At 64.7% G+C, this 19,161-nt stretch carries 17 protein-coding genes; 9 read left to right on the plus strand and 8 right to left on the minus strand.

Going from position 1 to position 19,161, the window contains the following annotated elements; translation table 11 throughout:
- Positions 1 to 33 precede the first annotated feature (33 nt).
- On the minus strand, positions 34 to 552 hold the full coding sequence (locus SLT36_RS11550; protein WP_432288307.1) for a methylated-DNA--[protein]-cysteine S-methyltransferase: 519 nt from the start codon (positions 550 to 552) through the stop codon (positions 34 to 36).
- Between the two features lie 235 nt (positions 553 to 787).
- Here SLT36_RS11550 and SLT36_RS11555 point away from each other — a divergent pair, with 235 nt between their 5' ends.
- Both SLT36_RS11555 and SLT36_RS11560 read left to right on the plus strand, forming a co-directional pair.
- On the plus strand, positions 788 to 1,879 hold the full coding sequence (locus SLT36_RS11555; RefSeq protein WP_432287554.1) for a transglycosylase SLT domain-containing protein: 1,092 nt from the start codon (positions 788 to 790) through the stop codon (positions 1,877 to 1,879).
- Between the two features lie 8 nt (positions 1,880 to 1,887).
- A complete protein-coding gene (locus SLT36_RS11560; protein ID WP_432287555.1) occupies positions 1,888 to 2,370 on the plus strand; it encodes a GNAT family N-acetyltransferase in 483 nt (160 codons plus the stop codon).
- 70 nt (positions 2,371 to 2,440) lie between these two features.
- Here the strand turns inward: SLT36_RS11560 and SLT36_RS11565 are convergent, their stop codons facing one another.
- From SLT36_RS11565 to SLT36_RS11585, 5 genes are all read right to left on the minus strand, one after another.
- Positions 2,441 to 2,806: a hypothetical protein gene (locus SLT36_RS11565; RefSeq protein WP_432287556.1), complete on the minus strand. Its 366-nt coding sequence runs from the start codon at positions 2,804 to 2,806 to the stop codon at positions 2,441 to 2,443.
- Positions 2,807 to 3,033: 227 nt separating this feature from the next.
- Positions 3,034 to 3,408: a hypothetical protein gene (locus SLT36_RS11570; protein ID WP_432287557.1), complete on the minus strand. Its 375-nt coding sequence runs from the start codon at positions 3,406 to 3,408 to the stop codon at positions 3,034 to 3,036.
- 360 nt (positions 3,409 to 3,768) lie between these two features.
- Positions 3,769 to 7,263 carry a carbamoyl-phosphate synthase large subunit gene (gene carB / locus SLT36_RS11575; protein WP_432287559.1) on the minus strand — a complete coding sequence of 1,165 codons (3,495 nt, stop codon included), beginning with the start codon at positions 7,261 to 7,263 and terminating at the stop codon, positions 3,769 to 3,771.
- A 250-nt stretch (positions 7,264 to 7,513) separates the two neighbouring features.
- Positions 7,514 to 8,515: an NAD(P)-dependent oxidoreductase gene (locus tag SLT36_RS11580; protein ID WP_432287560.1), complete on the minus strand. Its 1,002-nt coding sequence runs from the start codon at positions 8,513 to 8,515 to the stop codon at positions 7,514 to 7,516.
- Positions 8,516 to 8,608: 93 nt separating this feature from the next.
- A complete protein-coding gene (locus SLT36_RS11585; protein ID WP_432287561.1) occupies positions 8,609 to 9,613 on the minus strand; it encodes an NADP-dependent oxidoreductase in 1,005 nt (334 codons plus the stop codon).
- Positions 9,614 to 9,743: 130 nt separating this feature from the next.
- Between SLT36_RS11585 and SLT36_RS11590 the strand changes: the two genes are divergently transcribed.
- Complete coding sequence (locus tag SLT36_RS11590) at positions 9,744 to 10,340, plus strand: TetR/AcrR family transcriptional regulator (protein ID WP_067959746.1); 597 nt, start codon at positions 9,744 to 9,746, stop codon at positions 10,338 to 10,340.
- 96 nt (positions 10,341 to 10,436) lie between these two features.
- The gene (locus SLT36_RS11595; protein ID WP_432287563.1) at positions 10,437 to 12,851 is read left to right on the plus strand and encodes a DNA/RNA non-specific endonuclease; all 2,415 of its coding nucleotides are present in this window, start codon (positions 10,437 to 10,439) and stop codon (positions 12,849 to 12,851) included.
- 47 nt (positions 12,852 to 12,898) lie between these two features.
- On the opposite strand, the gene SLT36_RS11600 is transcribed toward SLT36_RS11595, so the two are convergent.
- Positions 12,899 to 13,654 (minus strand): metallophosphoesterase family protein, encoded by a 756-nt coding sequence (locus tag SLT36_RS11600; RefSeq protein ID WP_432287564.1) that lies wholly within the window; start codon positions 13,652 to 13,654, stop codon positions 12,899 to 12,901.
- A gap of 2 nt (positions 13,655 to 13,656) precedes the next feature.
- Positions 13,657 to 13,998 (minus strand): ArsR/SmtB family transcription factor, encoded by a 342-nt coding sequence (locus SLT36_RS11605; protein ID WP_432287566.1) that lies wholly within the window; start codon positions 13,996 to 13,998, stop codon positions 13,657 to 13,659.
- 147 nt (positions 13,999 to 14,145) lie between these two features.
- On the opposite strand from SLT36_RS11605, the gene SLT36_RS11610 reads away from it, so the two are divergent.
- The 5 genes from SLT36_RS11610 (at position 14,146) to SLT36_RS11630 (ending at position 19,106) form a co-directional block, all read left to right on the plus strand.
- Entirely contained in the window at positions 14,146 to 15,318 is a 1,173-nt protein-coding gene (locus SLT36_RS11610) for an MFS transporter (protein ID WP_432287568.1), read from the plus strand.
- A 79-nt stretch (positions 15,319 to 15,397) separates the two neighbouring features.
- Positions 15,398 to 16,114 (plus strand): methyltransferase domain-containing protein, encoded by a 717-nt coding sequence (locus SLT36_RS11615; protein WP_432287570.1) that lies wholly within the window; start codon positions 15,398 to 15,400, stop codon positions 16,112 to 16,114.
- 143 nt (positions 16,115 to 16,257) lie between these two features.
- Positions 16,258 to 16,515, plus strand: coding sequence for a hypothetical protein (locus SLT36_RS11620; RefSeq protein ID WP_432287572.1), 258 nt, complete (start codon positions 16,258 to 16,260; stop codon positions 16,513 to 16,515).
- Between the two features lie 24 nt (positions 16,516 to 16,539).
- Entirely contained in the window at positions 16,540 to 18,807 is a 2,268-nt protein-coding gene (locus SLT36_RS11625) for an AMP-binding protein (protein ID WP_432287574.1), read from the plus strand.
- A gap of 110 nt (positions 18,808 to 18,917) precedes the next feature.
- Positions 18,918 to 19,106, plus strand: coding sequence for a hypothetical protein (locus SLT36_RS11630; RefSeq protein WP_432287576.1), 189 nt, complete (start codon positions 18,918 to 18,920; stop codon positions 19,104 to 19,106).
- Positions 19,107 to 19,161 lie beyond the last annotated feature (55 nt).

Below are 19,161 nucleotides of genomic sequence, written 5' to 3' on the forward strand. Positions count from 1 at the left end.
GCCGCAAGGTTGACGCCGTGCTTTGGTCGCCTGTCAGAACCCGAATGATGCCTGGGTGGATGGTGGCGGGCCGATGCGCACGCCTTCGAGCACCAGCATCCTTTCCTTCATGTTCGAGCCGCCGGTCGCCGAGAATCCGCCGATCTTGCCGCCGGCGGCAAGGATGCGGTGGCAGGGGATGACGAGGGGAATAGGATTCGTCCCCAGCGCCGAGCCGGTTTCGCGGAACAGGCCCTTGCGGCCGGCCTTTTCCGCCAGCCCGCCATAGGTGGTGGTCTCGCCATAGTGGAGGTTTCTGGCGGCGGCATAGATGTCGCGGCGGAAATCGTCGACGCCGGCGAGGTCAACCGGCACATTGGAGAAGTCGATGTCGTCGCCGTCGGCATAACGTCTGATGTCGGCAACAAGAGCAATGATCCATTGTGGCGGTGTGCGGTCGCCTGTGGCCGCGCCATGTCCGGCCAGCCGCAACAGCCGGCGCTCGGCCGCGTCGCTGGTTTTTTCCGGCAGGCAAAGCCTGACAAGCCCGGTGTCGCTCCATGCCAGCGCCATGAAACCGAGGGCCGTTTCGAAGACGGCGTGGCTGGGCAGGGGATGGAAGATGCTGGTGTCCACGGCCGTTCCTTTCGTCCTGGCGGCAGGCGTGAATTCGGTACAAATCAGGAACAATCTGCCATGATCTGTGTTCGCATGCCACCCGAAAACCGTATCCAACTGTGGATTGCCGGGGCTCATACGTTGTTGTAGAGAGGGTCGGGCGGGACGAAATCATTAACAGAGTGTGCATTTGCCGGCGATAAAGACTCACCTGCTGATCTCGGCGGCATTGGCGACGGCATTGCTGTCGGGCTGCCAGACCAACACAGCGGCTCTCAACACCGATCTTTCGACGGGCGCCGACGTGGCCTTGAACGCCGACATTGCGCCCGCTTCGACGGAGGTCGCCGATCTCGCGCTGCCGGAAACCGTGGCAGTGCTGCCGACCGCATCATATGCCTCCACCGAAGCTTCGCCGGCCACTGCCGTGCTCGCTGCCGCAGCGCCCGCTTCGGATGTCGCGGTTGCCACTGACGCCGCGACGCCGGCCACAAGCGAGGCCGCTGCCGTGACCGTTGCCGCCGCGCCGCCGGTGCCTGCTGCTGGTGCCGAAACGGCGACTGGCGCTGCTGGTGGTGAAAAGGCAGTTGCCGCTGCGCCGATCACGCCTGCTGCTGATGCCGCAAAAGCTGTTGCCGTTGCCGCCACCGCGCCCAAGGCTCCCGCCTTGGCCAAGGGCCCGGTCGACCCGATGTCGGTGCCGATGGCCGGCGGCGAAATCGTTGCCGCAGCCGACGCGCCCAAGCTTGTCGGAGAGTTTCCGTCCGCGCCAACGATCGCCGACTATGCCCTGCCGGCCAGCGCGCCGGTGCCGCGCAGCTACCAGGTCGCGTCGCTGGGCAATGTCGCGCCCGAAAGCTTCGCCACCTCGTCCTATGCCGCGCCCGACAGCCCGGCACTTGCCTCTCGCGGCAAGATCGACGAGCTGATCTCGAAATACGCGGCGCTCTATGAGGTGCCCGAGCGGCTGGTGCGGCGCGTGGTCAACCGCGAGAGCACCTTCAACCCGATGGCCTTCAACAACGGCCATTGGGGGCTGATGCAGATCAAGCACGCCACCGCGCGCGGCATGGGCTATGACGGCCCGGCGCGCGGCCTGTTCGATGCCGAGACCAATCTGAAATACGCGGTCAAATATCTGCGCGGCGCTTTCATGGTCGCCGATGGCGACGAGGACAAGGCCGACAAGCTCTACCAGAGCGGCTATTATTACCACGCCAAGCGCAAAGGCCTGCTCGACGAGACCGGGCTCGGCCGCGACCGCGCCCGTCACCGCGGCTAGGCTGGCCGATGCCATCGCCGCAGGGGGAAAACGACGTCCGCCTGCGCAGGGTGCTGCCCGGCGAACTGCAACCGCCGCGCTGGCCCGTCGGCTTTGCGATGCGGACGTTTCGGGCCTCGGATGCGCCTGTTCTCCACGATCTTCTGGAACTCGTCTTCAACGACGGCATGAACGGGCCGTTCGACCAGTGGTGGTCTCGGCTTGCAGCCGATTCCGAATTCGATCCGGAGCTCTGCTTTCTGGTCTTCGACGGTGAGGGCCGGTTGGCCGGCGCGGCCTTGAGTTGGACCAGCGGCTTCCTGAAGGATCTTGCCGTCGCACCGGACTGTCGCGGCAGGGGCATCGCCGAAGCATTGCTTTGGCATGTCTTTGTCGTCTTCGCGGCGCGGGGCGCGAGCCACATCGACCTCAAGACCAACCTGATCGACAATGCCGCTGCTGTTCGGCTCTATGTCAGGCTCGGCATGACCGAGGTGGATTGGGGTGGCTAAATTCTGCAGCCGAGAATAGCAGCCATCATGGATGTTTTCGATTTTGGGCTATTCAGATAATCGAACAGCATTACGCCTGATCAGCGATAGCGCGTTTCATCTCCAGAGCCCAAGCGCGCCCTTCATCCCCTCCCCAGAGCAGCCAGGCGATGTAGCCGGCTGACGGGTTCTGCTCGTTGCCAAAATTCTTGCCGCGCTTGTCGACCTCGTGGCGGGCGAAGTAGCTGACCATGCGCTTGATGGTTTGCGGCGTAAGCTCGGTACGGGCGACAAGCTCCTCGGCGCGGCCGACGCCGATCTCTGTGCCGCCGCGGCCGAACTGCCTTCTCAATACGAGTCCCCTGGCGGCGTTGTCGGCGACCACCTGTGGCGGGATCAGGCTGACGCCAGATGCCTCGCGGCGGATCTCGTCGAACGGGTCGTAGGCGTATGGCATGCGGCGATTCCTGGCTGGCGGGGCAGGGTAGCCGGATGGGGGTGGGATGACGAGGGGGAGGTGGGGCGACGGGCTTCCGAGGATGGTTTCGCCGAACGGCCGTTCAGACAGCAGGCGAGGTCTGGCGCGGTGCCAGTCTGTGGGCGGCGTGCGCTTCTTCGACCACCCCACCCCGATCCGCGTCGCGGATCCACCCTCCCCACAAGGGGGAGGGTAAGCCCGGCCTCTCACTTCGAAGCGTAGATGGCGCAGTTGCCGGTGGTTTTCATCTTGTACTTCTTGCCGACCGAATTGCAGCGTTCCAGCGCCTGTTTTTCGGCTGCTGCCTGGGACGGCGCGTTGAGGGACGCGCCGCAGTAAAAGGCTTCAACGGCGCCCAGATGCGTCTGGGCATAGGCCGAGTGACCCGCCGCTGCGACATACTTCTTGTAGCCGCCCTGGCACGACCCCTCGGTCTGCTGGAACTGCAGAGGGTAACGCTTCTTGCCTTCGTTGCCGGCCAGCGATCCCTTGTCCTTGGCCATCGCCGCGCCGGGCACGGCCGCAACCAGAAGTCCTGCCAGCACCGATGCCAGTGCCAGCCGCATGTTTTTCAGCTTCATTCGCAAATACTCCCCACCTGATGGTGAAGAGTTACCTGCAATCTATGCGGGTTAAAAGGTGGAGTGAAAGAAATTATGAGGTCGAAACACGATGTCTTTATATTAGCATTTTCTTGCAAATTTGGGCAGCGGCTTCCTGCCGTGCGACGAAGCTTGGGAGCTGCTCAGCTTTGCAAAGGAGTACAGAGCGGAGCGCAGAAGCGTAGCGACCTGCTTGAAGCGTCGCGATCCTTCGCCCCCTGGCCTGCCGGCGATCTCCCCCACAAGGCGGGAGATCAGCAGTTTTGGCGTCGCGTCCTGGCCTGAAGCAGTCCCGCTGCGCGCTCATCCGCCTCAACAAGGTGTAAAGGCAGGTGCCCCTTACTTGAAGTAGTCCTGCAGCGGACGCACCTCGAGCGAGCCGGCCTTCAGTGCGGCGATGGCTTCGGCGACAGCGGCAGCACCCGACAGGGTGGTATAGTAGGGCACCTTCTGCATCAGGGTGGCGCGGCGGATCGACTTGGAGTCCGAGACCGCCTTCTGGCCGTCTGTGGTGTTGAAGACGATCTGGATCTGGCGGTTGCGGATGGCGTCCTCGATGTGCGGGCGGCCTTCGAGCACCTTGTTGATCTTCTCGGCCGGCACGCCGTTTTCATTGAGGAAGCGCGCGGTGCCCGAGGTTGCCAGCACCCTGAAGCCGAGGCCGGACAGGCGCTGGACGGCGCCGAGGATGCCGGCCTTGTCCTCGTCGCGGACCGAGACGAACAGCGTGCCCGAGCGCGGCAGGTCGACGCCGGCACCGAGCTGAGCCTTGGCGAAGGCGAGCGCGTAATCGCGGTCGAGGCCCATGACCTCGCCGGTCGACTTCATCTCAGGCCCGAGCAGGATGTCGACGCCGGGGAAGCGGGCAAACGGGAACACCGCTTCCTTGACCGCGATATGGCCGGGATTGCGGGCATCGGGCTTTTCGCCATAGTGGGCGAAGGCCTCGTCGAGGCTCTCGCCCGACATGATGCGGGCGGCGATCTTGGCGATGGGCTTGCCGACGGTTTTGGCCACGAAGGGCACCGTGCGCGAGGCACGCGGGTTCACTTCCAGCACGTAGATTACGCCATCCTTGATGGCATATTGCACGTTCATCAGGCCGCCGACATTGAGGGCGCGCGCCATGGCCGAAGTCTGGCGCTCGAGCTCGTCGACGAGGTCGGACGGCAGCGAGTGGACCGGCAGCGAGCAGGCGCTGTCGCCCGAGTGGATGCCGGCTTCCTCGATATGCTCCATGATGCCCGAGACATAGGTCGTCTTGCCGTCGCAGAGGCAGTCGACGTCGACCTCGATGGCGCCCGACAGGTAGGTGTCGAACAAAAGCGGGTTCTTGCCGAGCAGGGTATTGATCTGGCCGGTCTTGTCGTTGGGGTACTTCTGCTTGATGTCCTCGGGCACCAGGCCCGGCACGGTGTCGAGCAAATAGGACTGCAGCATGCCCTCATTGTGGATGATCTGCATGGCGCGGCCGCCGAGCACGTAGGATGGGCGCACGACCAGCGGGAAGCCAAGCTCGCCGGCAACGGTGCGGGCCTGCTCGACCGAGTAGGCGATGCCGTTCTTGGGCTGCTTGAGGTCGAGCTTGTGCAAGAGCTTCTGGAAGCGGTCACGGTCCTCGGCGAGGTCGATGGCGTCGGGCGAGGTGCCGAGGATCGGGATGCCAGCCTTTTCGAGCGCATCCGCGAGCTTGAGCGGCGTCTGGCCGCCGAACTGGACGATGACGCCATGCAGTGTGCCGGCGGCCTGTTCGGCGCGCAGGATCTCGAGCACGTCTTCGGCCGTCAGCGGCTCGAAGTAAAGCCGATCGGAGGTGTCGTAGTCGGTCGACACGGTCTCGGGGTTGCAGTTGACCATGATCGACTCGTAGCCTGCCTCGCGCAGCGCATAGGCGGCATGCACGCAGCAATAGTCGAACTCGATGCCCTGGCCGATACGGTTGGGGCCGCCGCCCAATATGACCACCTTCTTGCGATCCGAGACCTGAGCCTCGTCGGCCACAGCGCCAGCGAAGGGCAGCTCATAGGACGAGTACATGTAGGCCGTCGGCGAGGCGAATTCGGCGGCGCAGGTGTCGATGCGCTTGTACACCGGGTGGACGCCGAGCTTTTGGCGTTGCTTTTGAACGGCTTCGGCCTCGGTCTTGGTGAGCGAGGCGAGGCGGGCGTCCGAAAAACCCATCGACTTCAGCATGCGTAGGTTTTCGGCATCTTGCGGCAGGCCGTGCTCGCGGACGCGGGCTTCCATCGCAATGATGCCGGCGATCTGGTCAAGGAACCACGGGTCGATCTTGCACATGGCGTGCACGTCTTCGAGCGAGGTGCCCATGCGGATCGCCTGGGCAACCATGCGCAGGCGGTCGGGCGTCGGCGTGCCCAAGGCGGCGCGGATGGCGTTGCGGTCGTCGCCGCTGTCGCCGTCGGCGCCGATGCCGGGAATCTCGATCTCGTCGAGGCCGGTGAGGCCCGTCTCAAGGCCGCGCAGAGCCTTCTGCAGCGATTCCTGGAAGGTGCGGCCGATGGCCATGACCTCGCCGACCGACTTCATGGCGGTGGTGAGCACGGGCGATGCGCCGGGGAACTTCTCGAAGGCGAAGCGCGGGATCTTGGTGACGACGTAGTCGATCGACGGCTCGAACGACGCAGGCGTGGCGCCGCCGGTGATGTCGTTCTCCAGCTCGTCGAGCGTGTAGCCGACGGCGAGCTTGGCCGCAATCTTGGCAATCGGGAAGCCGGTGGCCTTCGAGGCGAGCGCCGAGGAGCGCGAGACGCGCGGGTTCATCTCGATGACGACGAGGCGGCCGTCGGCCGGGTTGACGGCGAACTGGACGTTGGAGCCGCCCGTCTCGACGCCGATCTCGCGCAGCACCGCGATCGAGGCGTTGCGCATGATCTGGTATTCCTTGTCGGTCAAGGTCAGCGCCGGGGCCACCGTGATCGAGTCGCCGGTGTGCACGCCCATCGGGTCGATGTTCTCGATCGAGCAGATGATGATGCAGTTGTCGGCGCGGTCGCGCACGACCTCCATCTCGTATTCCTTCCAGCCGAGCACGGATTCCTCGATCAGGACTTCGGTGGTGGGGGAGGCGTCGAGACCGCTCTGGACGATGTCGAAGAATTCCTGGCGGTTGAAGGCAATGCCGCCGCCGGTGCCGCCCATGGTGAAGGATGGGCGGATGATGGCGGGCAGGCCGACATGGTCGAGCGCCTGGGCGCCGATCGCCATGCCGTGATTGATGTAGCGCTGCTTGCGGTCGCCTTCGCCGAGGTTCCACTGGGTTTCGAGCGCGTCGAGGGCTGCGTCGAGATTTTCAGGGTTCTCGGCCTTCAGCGCGGCGCGCTCGGCCTCGTGCTTCTTGCGGTCGGCGTCCTTGACGTCGGAGGCGTTGGCCAGCATCGAGCGCGGGGTTTCCAGGCCGATCTTGGCCATGGCCTCGCGGAACAGCGAGCGGTCCTCGGCCTTGTCGATGGCGTGCGCGTCGGCACCGATCATCTCGACATTGTAGCGCTCGAGCACGCCCATGCGGCGCAGCGAAAGCGCGGTGTTGAGCGCGGTCTGGCCGCCCATGGTCGGCAGCAATGCGTCGGGGCGCTCCTTGGCGATGATCTTGGCGACGACCTCAGGCGTGATCGGCTCGATGTAGGTGGCATCCGCCAGTTCCGGATCGGTCATGATCGTCGCCGGGTTGGAGTTGACCAGGATGACCCGGTAACCCTCTTCCTTCAGCGCCTTGCAGGCCTGGGTGCCGGAATAGTCGAACTCGCAGGCCTGGCCGATGACAATGGGACCGGCGCCGATGATCAGGATGGACTTGATGTCGGTGCGTTTTGCCATTGTGTACGGTCCGTAAAATATGCCTGCGCGAAGAACCGGGACGGGAGAATCCCGGCCGGTGCGCAAGAGAGAGTCAACTAGAGGCTAGGCGGGCCTTATAGGGGAAGGTTGGGGAGGGGGGAACCCCAAAAAATGCTTTTCCTGTGCCGGGATGCGGCTTTGATGCACGTCGGTTGCCCACAGTGCGTGTCCGGATAATGGAAGGGCAGCCGCAGAGGTCCGCGACTGCCCATCTGGAGCGGGTTTTGGCCTATGCTGCCTGCTTGATGCTGGCGCCGAATTCCTTGAAACGCTTGATCGCATAGTCCGCTTCCACGAGCATTTCGGCGAAGTAGAGGCCCGGCGCGGGCGCTGCCTTGCCGTCGAGGCCTACCAGCCGCTCGACCGCAAGTGCGACGGCGAGTGCTGTGACCGGCGCCTGTCCCTCGGGATGGACGAATTCGTAGCGGCTACGGCCCTCGGTGCCGTCTTTCCTCTTGCCCGAGATGGCGATGGTGATCTCGGTGGAGAAATGCTCGCCGCGATGGCGGCTTGCGGTTTCGCCGAGCGCAAAATCGAACAGCACCGTCTCGGCGCCGGTGGTGACCGGCAGGCTGAAGACGTCGAATGGTGCATAGGACAGACCTGGGACCTGCCTGCCGTCGACACTCGTCACGCTGCGGCCTTGTTCGCCCGAGGGTTTCCAATGCCATTTGCCGCTTGCGAGGCCCAGGGTGCTGGACATCATTGTGAGGCGGGTGAAGTCGGCTTCGGCGGCGGGGCCGCCCATGTCGTGTTCGTCGAGAAGGGCGGTGATTTCGATCGAATCCACGGTCTCGAACTGCCTGGCGAAATGCACGACGGCGAGGCTCGCGGCACCGCCGAGCCAGCTGCTGCCCATCAGGAATGGCGCGTTCGCCTTGTGGGCATAGAGCGCTATCTCCGGTCCGATCTCCTGGATGCCGGTCGAAACGCTGAGATAGGGCACGGCGTTGGTCTGGGCGTAGTGGAGGGCGTTGAGCGTGTCGTCATAGACGAACATGGCAATGGCGCTGAAGCCTTTGTTCGCCGCTACGCCGAGGTCCTTGCGGTTAAGGTCGATGACGACAGCCTCGGCATTGCCGATCTCCTTGGCGACGGCTTCGGCTTTCTCAAGATTGCGGCCGCCGATGGCGATGGGCAGTTTGGGGTGCAGCTTGCGCAGGGTGCGGGCGGCGAGCGCCCCGACGAAACCGGAACCGCCGATGATCAGGACGGGCTTGTGCGTGGTCATTTGGGCAATACTCCTCCGTGGCCGCGCGAAGGCGGCGCTCTAACGTCTGGATGGGAATGAGGTGAAGGCGGCGAGCGAACCCGCCGCCGGATGTCAGTCGAGTTTGACCAGCATCTTGCCGAGGTTGTCGCCGGAGAAGAGCCCGATGAAGGCCTGAGGCGCGTTTTCAAGGCCCGTAACGACGGTGTCGCGATAGGTCACGCGGCCATCGGCCAGCCAGCCGGCCATGTCGGCAATGAATTCTGGCAGGATGTCGAAGTGATCCAGCACGAGAAAGCCGCGCATGCTGATGCTCTTGATGACCATTGCGGCGAGATTGTCGGGACCGGGAACGGGCTTTTCGTCATTGTAGCCGGAGATCATGCCGCAGATGGCGAAGCGGGCGCGGGGCTTGGCTGCTTCGAGCGCTGCCCTGAGGTGGTCGCCGCCGACATTGTCGAAATAGACGTCGATGCCTTCGGGTGCTGCTTTTTTCAGTGCCTCGGTCAGGTCGCCTGCCGTGCGGTAGTTGATGATGGCGTCGGCGCCGAGTTCCTTGACCCAGCGAGCCTTTTCCTCCGAGCCTACGGAAGCGACGACACGGGCGCCCTTGAGCTTGGCGATCTGCACCGCCATCGAACCGACGGCGCCGGCGGCGGCCGAGATGAAGACGGTTTCACCGGCCTTGAGCCCGGCTATGCGGAGCAGGCCGACATAGGCGGTGTGACCAGGGATGCCCAACGGGCCGAGCCAGGCTTCGGCCGGCGCCTTTGACGCGTCGATCTTGTTCGCCGTGGCGGCATCGACAAGCACGTGATCGCGCCAGCCGGAGAAGTGGCTGACCATGTCGCCGGCCTTGAACTCGGGATGGGCGGAGTGCTCGACGATACCGACGGCGGAGCCTTCAAGCGGCTGGCCGATCTCGAAGGGGGCGATGTAGCTCGGCCTGTCGGTCATGCGGCCACGCATGTAGGGGTCGACCGACATGAACAGCGTCTTGACCAGCAATTGGCCTGCGGCAGGAGCCGGCAAGCTGCGTTCGACAAGTTGGAAGTTGTCGGCGCCCGGCAGGCCGGCCGGGCGACTCTTCAGGTGGATTTCACGGGCTGCAATGGACATTGAATTCCCCTATATGTGTAGTCATCTACCATGTGTAGCTTACTCTTTGTAAGTTACTAATGGTAACATATGTAACGTGTGGCGATGTTCAAGCCACGGGCCGAAAAATTCCTGACCGGATGCGAAGGCGATGACGACTGCAAGTTCGATGAAAAAACTGCCGAAGGCCGAACGCCGCGCGCAGTTGCTGGAAGCAGCCCAGGAAATTGTGCGCGAGGAAGGCACCGACGCGCTGACGCTCGCCCGGGTCGCCGAACGGGCAGGGGTAAGCAAGCCGATCGCCTATGAGCATTTCGGCACAAGGGCGGGGCTGCTGATGGCGCTGTTCTCTTCCTACAACGAGCTGCAACTGGCGACGCAGCGCGAGGCCCTTGCCAGCTGTGGCAAGACGTTGCGTGATGTGGCAGGCATTCTGGGCGAGGCCTATGTGCGTTGCGCCAGCCGCGCCGGCCCCGAGGCCGGAGCAGTGTTTTCGGCACTCTCGGGCACGGAGGAGATGGACGAGTTTCGCCAGACGCTGCGCAACGGCTATCTCAAGGAGTATCGCGATGCGGTTTCGCGCTTCGTCGATCTGCCCGCCGATATCGGCGAACCTGTCTTGTCGGGACTTCTCGGGGCGGCCGAGGCCGTGTCGCGTGATACGGCGGCAGGGCGTATCTCATATGACGATGCCGTTGCAGCGTTGACCGAGCTGTTCACGGCGACGCTGGAGCGGTTTCGCCGCTGATTTCAGGCATATTGCTCGTAAAGGCTGTCAACAAAACGTCGCTACCTCCGCATCGGCTCTCAAGTTATACTTGGGGTCTTCAACAAGGGGGCGGGCATGGTTGATATCCAGACCTTCGGTGAAGTTGAACGTGTCGTTCGTGAAAGGTTGAAGAAAACCAGACCTGAAATAGACACGTCGCTGGCGCGCATCGCCGAGGGCAATCCGCTGGCGGCTGAGCCGGAGCGCCGTCGCCGTGTCGAGCGGTTGCAGGTCAAGGCCGACCTGACCCGCGAGCAGGCCGAGATGATCTCGACGGCGATCGAAGGCGTGGCGGAGCCCGCCAAAGCAGGACGAAAGCCTGCGATGGCAGCGGCAAAGCCGATGGGGCCGGAGGCGATCCAGGGGTCGACGCTGGATTTTGTCGGTGTTGCCTTCCTCGAGCGCGGCCGCCGTGCCGCCGACGCCGTCGGCAGGGTCGCCTTTCTCAACGAGATGCCGCAGGGCTCGGGCTTCCTTGTTGGGCCGAACCTTTTCCTGACCAATCACCACGTCATCCAGACGGCCGCCGACGCCGCACGGTTCCAGGTGCAGTTCGACTATGAGCGCGACAAGTTCAACGAACTCAGGCAGCCGACGTCGTTCTTCCTCGACCCGGATCTGTGCTTTGTCACCGACGACATAGACGGGCTCGACTACACGCTGATCGGCATCGGCCAGCGCCGGCGCGGCCCGCGCGCGCTCGACGAATTCGGCTTCCTGGTGCTGTCCAGTGCCGGCGACAAGCACATGCTGGGCGAGATCGCCAATGTCGTCCAGCATCCCGACGGCCGGCACAAGGAGCTGGTGCTGCGCGAGAACCACCTGGTGGCACGGGACGAGACGCTGCATGTGCTGCACTATGTCGCCGACACCGAACAGGGCTCGTCGGGCTCGCCGGTGTTCAACAACGAATGGGAGCCGATCGCCCTGCATCACTGGGGCGGGCCATGGCACGAGGTGATGGGCACCGACGGCAAGCCGCTGGCCAAGGAGATCAACGAAGGCATCCGTATCAGCGCCATCGTCAACGATCTGGAGACGCGGCTCGCCGGCATGGACGCGCGCAGCCGGGCTGCGGTGACGCAATTGCTCGACATCTGGGAAGAGGCGGGGCGACTGAAGCTGCAGCCTGTGCCGGAGGGGGTCGGTGAGCCGGAGGGGGTCGGTGAGCCGGACCGGGTGGTGGCAAAGGCCGGCAAGGCAAAGGCGCTGACATCGGGCGGCGATGGCGAGGCCAAGGCCCGCCTGGGCGACGACGGCTCGGTGATATGGACATTCCCGATCGAGATCAGCGTGCGGGCGCCGTTGATGGCACAGGCATCGACTGGTGCCGCGCCGAAATCCGGGGAGGTCAGGACGGGCGGCCCCGGGGCCGAGGCGGCGAGCTGGAAGACCGAGAATTTCGATGACCGTGGCGGCTATGAACCGGGCTTCGTGCCGGGCTTCGTGCTGCCGCTGCCCAGGCACGGCGGCGCGCCTGGGCGGCCGGCCAAGAATCTTCTGGCCAAGCCGGGCGACGACCCGTTCGAACTGCCTTACCACCATTTTTCCGTCGTCATGAACGCCGAGCGGCGGCTTGCCTACTACACCGCCTGCAACATCGACGGCTCGCGCATCAAGGCGGTCAACCGCGACGACAAGACGGTCACCGAGGATCCGAGCCTGAGCGAGCTCGGCATCGAGTCGATCGGCGGGGCGGAAGCCAGCGACGATTTCAGACCGGACCGCCGCGTGGCTCTCGAAGAGCAAATGAACAAGCCCTTCTATGACGCACAGAAAGTGGCTGGCTTTCCGATTGCCACATCGAACGAACGCAAGGCGCGGATTTTCCAGAAGGGCCACATCACGCTGCGCGGCGACCCGGCCTGGGGCACCGATGCGGAGGCGGTGGCAGCCGAGCGGGACACGTTCTTCTACACCAATGCGGCACCGCAGCTCGGCTTCTTCAACCAGGGCAGTGCGCTCAACCGGCCGGGCTCGAAGGGCAAGCTTCGCTGGCGGGCGGTCGAGACCTATGTGCTGCGCAACGCGGTGACAATGCGCCAAAGGGTGACAGTGTTTGCCGGGCCGGTGTTCGCCGACAGCGACCCGCCCTATCGTTTCGAAAGCAAGGTGCCGCTGAAATTCTGGAAAATCGCGGCGTGGAACGACGGCAACGACCTGCGCGCGATAGCGCTGCTCGCCGACCAGGGGCCGCTGATCGAAGTGATGCCCGAAGGCATGGCGGAGGCGTTTGGCGATGCCGAGGAACTGGCGCGGGTGTCGGAGTTCCTGACGACCGTCGCTCATGTCGAGAGCCTTACCGGGCTTGATTTCGGCGACACGCTGCGCGCTGCCGACGTCCGCGCCGGGCAAGAGGCGATCGGCAGGTCGGCGCTGACACTGGAGCCGAAGGATTTGGCAAGGGATGGCACGCTCAAACCGGCGACGAAGCCGGCGCGCTCGGGTGGCGTCAAGAAGACGTCGAAGCCGGGCCGGCGTAGGAAATAGGCCAGTCAGCCGGGAGCCAGAGCCGATAGTGGCGGCGAACAGCCGGATCAGTCCGGCATGAAGCCGGTGCGCAAGGCATGAGCCCATTCCGGGCGGCCGCCCTCGACGGCGCGGTGGGCTGCGGCTTCATAGTCATAGGTCACTGCAAGCGCATCGACACTGGTGACAATGCCGGCAGCGTCGAGTTCAACGAGGCCATAGCGCGCCAGCGGCGAGCCCTGCTCGGAGACATGGGCAGGCACAGTGTCGTCGTCATAGGCTGGGGCGCCGACGCTGCCGGGATTGAACAGAAGACGCCCGCCGGAGAGCTGGACGAGATCGGCACGGTGGCTGTGGCCGGCGAGCAGCAGCCGATATTTGGGGTCGACCTGCCGGAGGCGGCTTTCGATGACTTTCAGCGGCGCGCGGATGAGCTGGCCTTCATCGATGACCTCGGAGAGATAGCGCTCGTCGTGATCGGGGCGGGCGTGGAAGGCGAGCACCGACGGGGCGATCTCCAAGGTCAGCGGCATTGCCTCCATCCAGCCACGCTGGGCTGGCGTCAGGCGATCATAGGCGAAGCGGTCGGACGGGCCCATGTCGGAAAGCGGGTCGGTGGCGACGCGGCGGTCATGGTTGCCACGCACCGTCGGCCAGCCAAGGGCCTGCAGCGTCTCTGCCGTTTCGCTGGGCCAGAGAGGACCGGAGACGAGATCGCCGAGATTGACGACGACATCGGCGCCGCCGCGCCGGGCGAGGTCGGCGATGACTGCCTCCAGTGCAAGGATGTTGCCATGGATGTCGGCGATGACGGCAATGCGCATGCTCAGGCCTCGTCGCGGAGGCGCTCGAGTGCGGGGAGTTCCTGGGCCGCGGTGATGATCGAATCGAGCAGGCCGGGGAAGCGGCTGTCGAGATCGGCGCGGCGCAACGAGATCAGCCGGCTGGTACCTGCCACCTCTGTGTGGGTGATGCCGGCCTCGCGCAGCTTGGCCAGATGGTAGGACAGGTTCGTCTTGGAGCCGAACTCGGAAAACTGGCCGCAGCTCACCGCCAGACCCTCGTTGCAGGCGAGATAACCGACAATGGCGAGGCGGGTCTGGTCGCCAAGCACTGACAGCACGTTGGCAAGGCTGATCTGGTCGAGATTTGGATGGGGCACGGACATGGTTCTAGAGGTAACGGCGCCGGCTGGTTGGTTCAAGGTTTCAGTAGCCTGCTGACATGAGGATGGCAGCAGACGTCGGGGCGACAGATTGACATGACGGGGGGATAAGTTCAATAGTTCAACATATTTTGAACTAAGGACACTGTCATGGACAAGCGCCTTATCTGGCTGGCGGTCGGTTCGTTCGCCATGAGCACCGTCGGCTTCGTGTTTTCCAGCCTGTTGCCGGCAATCGCCGGCGACGCGCATGTGTCGATACCGTTTGCGGGTTACCTGATCATGGCGTTCTCGCTCGCTTATGCGATCGGCGCGCCAGTCCTGTCGGCGCTGGCCGGCGAGATCGACCGCCGCCGCGTGCTGGCCGCGACCATGCTGGTGTTCGTCTTAGGCAATGTCATCGCGGCGATGAGCAGCTCCTTTGCCGGGCTTCTTGTTGCCCAGATCGTGATGGGCATGTCGGCCGGGCTCTATGCCGCAACCGCCCAGGCGACCGCCGTGTCACTTGCCGGCCCCGAGCACCGAGCACGGGCGATTGCGGTCGTCGTCGGCGGCACGACCTTTGCAGTGGCACTCGGCGCGCCGGTCGGATCGTTGATTGCCACCATGTGGGGCTGGCGCGGCACCTTCGTCGCCATTGCACTGCTTGGCATCTCCTGCGCGGCGATCTTGTGGGTGCGGCTGCCCCGGGGCTCGCGCGGTATCAAGTTGACGCTCAGTGAGCGCTTCACCGCCATTGCCCGGCCCGGCATCCTGCCCTCGCTCCTGGTGACGCTGCTCTATCTCGCCGGCGGATTCACCGTGATTTCGTACATCGCACCGCTGGCGCTCGAAGGAGCGGGGCTGCCTGAAATAGCACTTCCAGGCATGCTTTTGGCCTTCGGCGTCGGGGCCGTCATCGGCAACCTGTCGAGCGGCTATCTGGCGGACCGCATCGGCGCGACGCGCATGGTGGTGATTTCGCTCTTGATGTCGTCGGGCTTCTGCATCGCCATTGCACTGACCCTGAAGCTGCTGCCGCACCATGTCGCCGGCCCGGTGCTGATCGCGCTGATGGTGCCGTGGGGCATAATCGGATGGGCCTTCCCGCCCGCACAGGCAAGCCGCATCGTCGGCTTCGGCCCGGAGATCGCACATCTGACCCTGTCGCTCAACGCCTCGGCACTCTATTTCGGCATTGCCTTCGGTACCGTCATCGGCGGCCGCGTGCTGGAGTTCGCCCGGCCGTCCGACCTCGGCCTCGTCGCCGCCGCTTTTCCGCTGGTGGCGCTGGCGGTGCTTGGGGCGAGCAGCAGGTCGATCCGGCTCGCCGCCGCGCGCTGAGGCTGGCCCAACACAGCCCGGCTTTTCCGGCCGGTCGAACTGTCCTAGATGCGACATCTGGCTGGCCGGGGTGGGTGAGATGAAGGGCGACAAGGAGCACTGGACGCGTGTTGCCGATCAATGGATCGCCTGGGCACGCTCGCCCGCGCATGATGCGTTCTGGGTCTATCGCGAAGGGCTGGCACGGTTCATCGGCGAGGGCTCGGGCCGCGCGCTCGAGGTGGGCTGCGGCGAGGGTCGCGTGGCACGCGAACTGAAGGCGCTGGGTTACCGTGTGACCGTGACTGACGTGGTGGCGGAGATGGTGGAAGCCGCACGGCAAGCCAACTCTGCCGACGACTATGCCGTTGCCGGTGTCGACGATCTGCCATTTGACGACGGCAGCTTCGACCTTGTCATGGCCTACAACGTGCTGATGGACGTCGACGACGTGCCTGCGGCGATCAGGGAAATCCGACGTGTGATGAAGCGCGGCGGCACGCTGTTCATTTCGCTGGTCCATCCGTTCAGGGATCGCGGACGGTTCGCAGGGGAAGCGGCCGACGCGCCATTCGTGCTCGATGGTAGCTATTATGGCCGCGAGCGTTTCGATGGCGAAGAAGAACGTGACGGCCTGACGATGCTTTTTGCCGGTTGGTCGCAGCCGCTCGAGGACTATGTGGCGGTGCTGGAGGGCGCGGGGCTGGCAATCACGGCATTGCGCGAGCCGATCCCGGATCGGGTCGATTCGGACCTGCTGCGCAAATGGGCCCGCGTGCCGCTGTTCCTCTGGCTCAAGGCGCGTATCCTGGCTTGAAATGCCTCGCCGGCCGTCGGGTCAGCTCCTCCCCGCCGGCTTACATTAGCTGTCGTGAATTTTCTTGATGCAAACTGTCAGGAATAACGCTATCGGCTCGCGCGTTCATGTGGCTGCAAACGAAGCAGCGGGGCGGGCGAAGAATGGGTTTCCTGCAGAGACTGGCCAGCTATGGCGAACGGACGGCACTGGTGTTTCCAGGCCGCCCCACCATCAGCTATGCCGAACTGGCGCGCCGCGTTGCAGCCATGGCAGCGGAGTTCGGCGCGGCGCGCAAGCTCGTGGCGCTGGAAGCGTCCAATTCCGAACATGCGATAATCGCCTATCTCGCCGCGCGGGCCGGCGGGCATGTGGTGGCGCTCATCGCTCCCGGGGATGCGCAGGCGTTCGATGCATTCTAGGAGGATTTTCGCCCTGATGTGTGCGTGAGGCAGTTCGACGGGCGCTGGCGCCTTGTCGAGGGCGAGGGCGCCGGGGAGATGCTGCATGTGGACCTTGCCGTGCTGCTGGCGACGTCGGGCAGCACCGGCAGGAGCCGCTTCGTCCGGCTGTCGCGGACCAATGTCGAGAGCAACGCCGAGGCTATCGCCTGTTATCTCGGCCTAGCGCCGGCCGATCGCGCGGCGTTGATCCTGCCGTTCCATTATTCCTACGGCCTTTCGGTGCTCAATTCGCATCTGGCAGTCGGCGCCAGCGTGTTCGTCTCAGCCAGGGGCGTGGCCGACAAAGGCTTCGTTGACGATCTGCGCTCGGCCGGTGTCAGCAACATCAGCGGCGTGCCCTATTCCTACGAGCTGATGGACAAGACTGGCTTCAGCGCCGAGGAATTGCCGTCACTGCGTTTCATGACGGTGGCGGGCGGGCGGATGCCCGCCGGGCTCGCCGAGACCGTCCGGCGCAGGCTCGAAGCCAAGGGGCAGCAGCTGTTCCTGATGTATGGCCAGACCGAGGCCACGGCGCGCATCGCCTATGTGCCGCCGGCAGCGCTGGCCGATAACCTCGGTAGCATCGGCATTGCCATTCCGGGCGGCGAACTGGCGCTTGTCCATGAGGACGGAGGCCGGATCGACGGCTGCGGCGAGGCGGGTGAACTCGTCTATCGCGGGCCGAACGTGATGATGGGTTACGCGCTCGACCGCAACGACCTGGCACGCGGCGCCGAGATCGGCGAGCTCAGCACCGGCGACCTGGCCGAGCGTTGCGAGAACGGCTTCTTCCGCGTCGTCGGCCGCCTCAAGCGCATGTCGAAAATCGCGGGCTTGCGGATCAGCCACGAGGCGGTGGAGCACGCGCTTGCCAGCCGGGGCATCGTGGCGGCGGTCACCGGCGACGACAGGCGACTGGTCGCGGCGTTTTCGTCGGGCGAGGCGCCTGAGGATGTTTGCAAGCTGATGATCGACGCGAGCGGCCTGACGGCGCTGCACGTCGAGGCGGTGGCGGTCGATACCTTGCCGCGGCTGGCCTCAGGCAAGGTCGACTGCCAGGCGGTGGCGCAACTTGCCCGGCGAAACCAGAAGGCCGATGCCGGGATCATCGAGGCGTTCGGCCGGGCCTTCTATCCCCGGCGGGTGGCACCGGCGGACAGTTTCGAGGCACTCGGCGGGGATTCGCTTCTGTATGTGCAGCTGTCGCTGACGCTGGAGCGCAAGCTCGGCCGCATCCCCGAGGGCTGGGAGAAGATGCCGGTCGACGCGCTGGCACGGCTGGGCAGCCAGAAGGCAAATCGTCGCGTCGTCGACACAGACATGCTGATGCGGGCGCTGGCGATCCTGCTCGTGGTTTTGCACCACGCCACATTGTGGCCCATTCCGGGCGGGGCGGCGGCGCTTGTGATGCTTGTCGGCTACGGCCTGGCGCGGTTCCATGGTACGGCACTGATGCGCGGCGAGACGTCGAGGTTGTTGCGCGCGGTGGCGACCAATCTCGTGGTCTATGCGCCGCTGGTCGCCGGCTTTTCGATCGCACGCGGCGAGGTGCTGTGGCCGTCGGTGTTCCTGGTAGGCAATCTCGGCATCTTCGATCCCAAACACATGCTGCCCTATCTCTACTGGTTCGTCGAAGCCTATGCGCAGGTCATGCTGATCGTTGCCGCATTGTTTTCGCTTGCGGCAGTGCGGCGACGGGTGGCCGCCAAGCCGTTCGCAACGGGCGTCACCGCGCTCGTCGCCACCGTCGCGGTCAAGTTCCTGGCGCCACAGCTCTGGCCCGTGGGGGCGGTGCAGATCTTCACCGTCTCGGACGTGTTTTATCTCGCCGTCTTCGGCTGGTGCGTCTTCCACGCGCAGACTGCCGGACAGCGCTTTCTGGTGCTCGGCATCGCGACCATGGCCTTCCCGTTCATGGCCTATTGGGGCGGCAACTGGACCGGCTCCTGGGTCAAGTTCTTGCTGCAACTGGCCTGCGTCGCCATGTTGCTCTACGCCCGGCGTGTCACCGTCCCGCGTGGGGTGGCGACCCTCGCCCTGCCGGTGGCGGCTGCCGGTTATCACATCTACCTGTTCCATCGCCTGGTGCCGGAGCTGCTGCTGACGCATCTCCAGCTGCCGTGGCATCTGCTGACCACGCTGAGCGTCGTGACCGGCGTCCTGACCGGCATCGCCGCGTTCCACGCCCAGAAGGCGCTGACCGCCTGGCTGATCAACCGGCGCAGCCGTTGCGCCGCGTTCGAGGCACAGGCAGCACCGGCGGAATAGTTCTCCTCCGCTGACGATCGCGGCTTGGATGGACGGAACAGGGAACGAGTGCCGCCGGTTCGCGTTAGCCTGAGCGCCGCAGTGAGCGGCACCTTCGGGAGGAAGCGAAAATGGCGATCACGCAAGCACCCACCGCCAAGGGAAAAGAGGCTGCCATGGGCCTGCGCAAGGCAGCGGCGAGGGAAGAACGCAAGGTCGAGGCCAAGACCGGCAGCGATTTCAAGAAGGGCGAAAAGCGCTTCGAGGAACGCGCCAAAAGCTCCGACGGCAAGAGCGCCGGCAGCAAGCAGAAAAGTTGAATTTGCGCTGCTCGGCCGACGGGTGGCACAAGCAAAAACCCTGTGACTTGCCGCG

The sequence above is a fragment of the Aminobacter sp. BA135 genome (assembly GCF_050859125.1).
In the GTDB taxonomy this organism is placed as follows: Bacteria; Pseudomonadota; Alphaproteobacteria; order Rhizobiales; family Rhizobiaceae; genus Aminobacter; species Aminobacter ciceronei.

Excerpts from the sequence above, each read along its gene's own strand:
- SLT36_RS11550 (WP_432288307.1), bottom strand. The coding sequence starts at position 552 with ATGGCGCTGGCATGGAGCGACACCGGGCTTGTCAGGCTTTGCCTGCCG.
- SLT36_RS11560 (WP_432287555.1), top strand. The coding sequence starts at position 1,888 with ATGCCATCGCCGCAGGGGGAAAACGACGTCCGCCTGCGCAGGGTGCTG.
- SLT36_RS11565 (WP_432287556.1), bottom strand. The coding sequence starts at position 2,806 with ATGCCATACGCCTACGACCCGTTCGACGAGATCCGCCGCGAGGCATCT.
- SLT36_RS11570 (WP_432287557.1), bottom strand. The coding sequence starts at position 3,408 with ATGAAGCTGAAAAACATGCGGCTGGCACTGGCATCGGTGCTGGCAGGA.
- carB (WP_432287559.1), bottom strand. The coding sequence starts at position 7,263 with ATGGCAAAACGCACCGACATCAAGTCCATCCTGATCATCGGCGCCGGT.
- SLT36_RS11580 (WP_432287560.1), bottom strand. The coding sequence starts at position 8,515 with ATGACCACGCACAAGCCCGTCCTGATCATCGGCGGTTCCGGTTTCGTC.
- SLT36_RS11585 (WP_432287561.1), bottom strand. The coding sequence starts at position 9,613 with ATGTCCATTGCAGCCCGTGAAATCCACCTGAAGAGTCGCCCGGCCGGC.
- SLT36_RS11590 (WP_067959746.1), top strand. The coding sequence starts at position 9,744 with ATGACGACTGCAAGTTCGATGAAAAAACTGCCGAAGGCCGAACGCCGC.
- SLT36_RS11595 (WP_432287563.1), top strand. The coding sequence starts at position 10,437 with ATGGTTGATATCCAGACCTTCGGTGAAGTTGAACGTGTCGTTCGTGAA.
- SLT36_RS11600 (WP_432287564.1), bottom strand. The coding sequence starts at position 13,654 with ATGCGCATTGCCGTCATCGCCGACATCCATGGCAACATCCTTGCACTG.
- SLT36_RS11605 (WP_432287566.1), bottom strand. The coding sequence starts at position 13,998 with ATGTCCGTGCCCCATCCAAATCTCGACCAGATCAGCCTTGCCAACGTG.
- SLT36_RS11610 (WP_432287568.1), top strand. The coding sequence starts at position 14,146 with ATGGACAAGCGCCTTATCTGGCTGGCGGTCGGTTCGTTCGCCATGAGC.
- SLT36_RS11615 (WP_432287570.1), top strand. The coding sequence starts at position 15,398 with ATGAAGGGCGACAAGGAGCACTGGACGCGTGTTGCCGATCAATGGATC.
- SLT36_RS11620 (WP_432287572.1), top strand. The coding sequence starts at position 16,258 with ATGGGTTTCCTGCAGAGACTGGCCAGCTATGGCGAACGGACGGCACTG.
- SLT36_RS11630 (WP_432287576.1), top strand. The coding sequence starts at position 18,918 with ATGGCGATCACGCAAGCACCCACCGCCAAGGGAAAAGAGGCTGCCATG.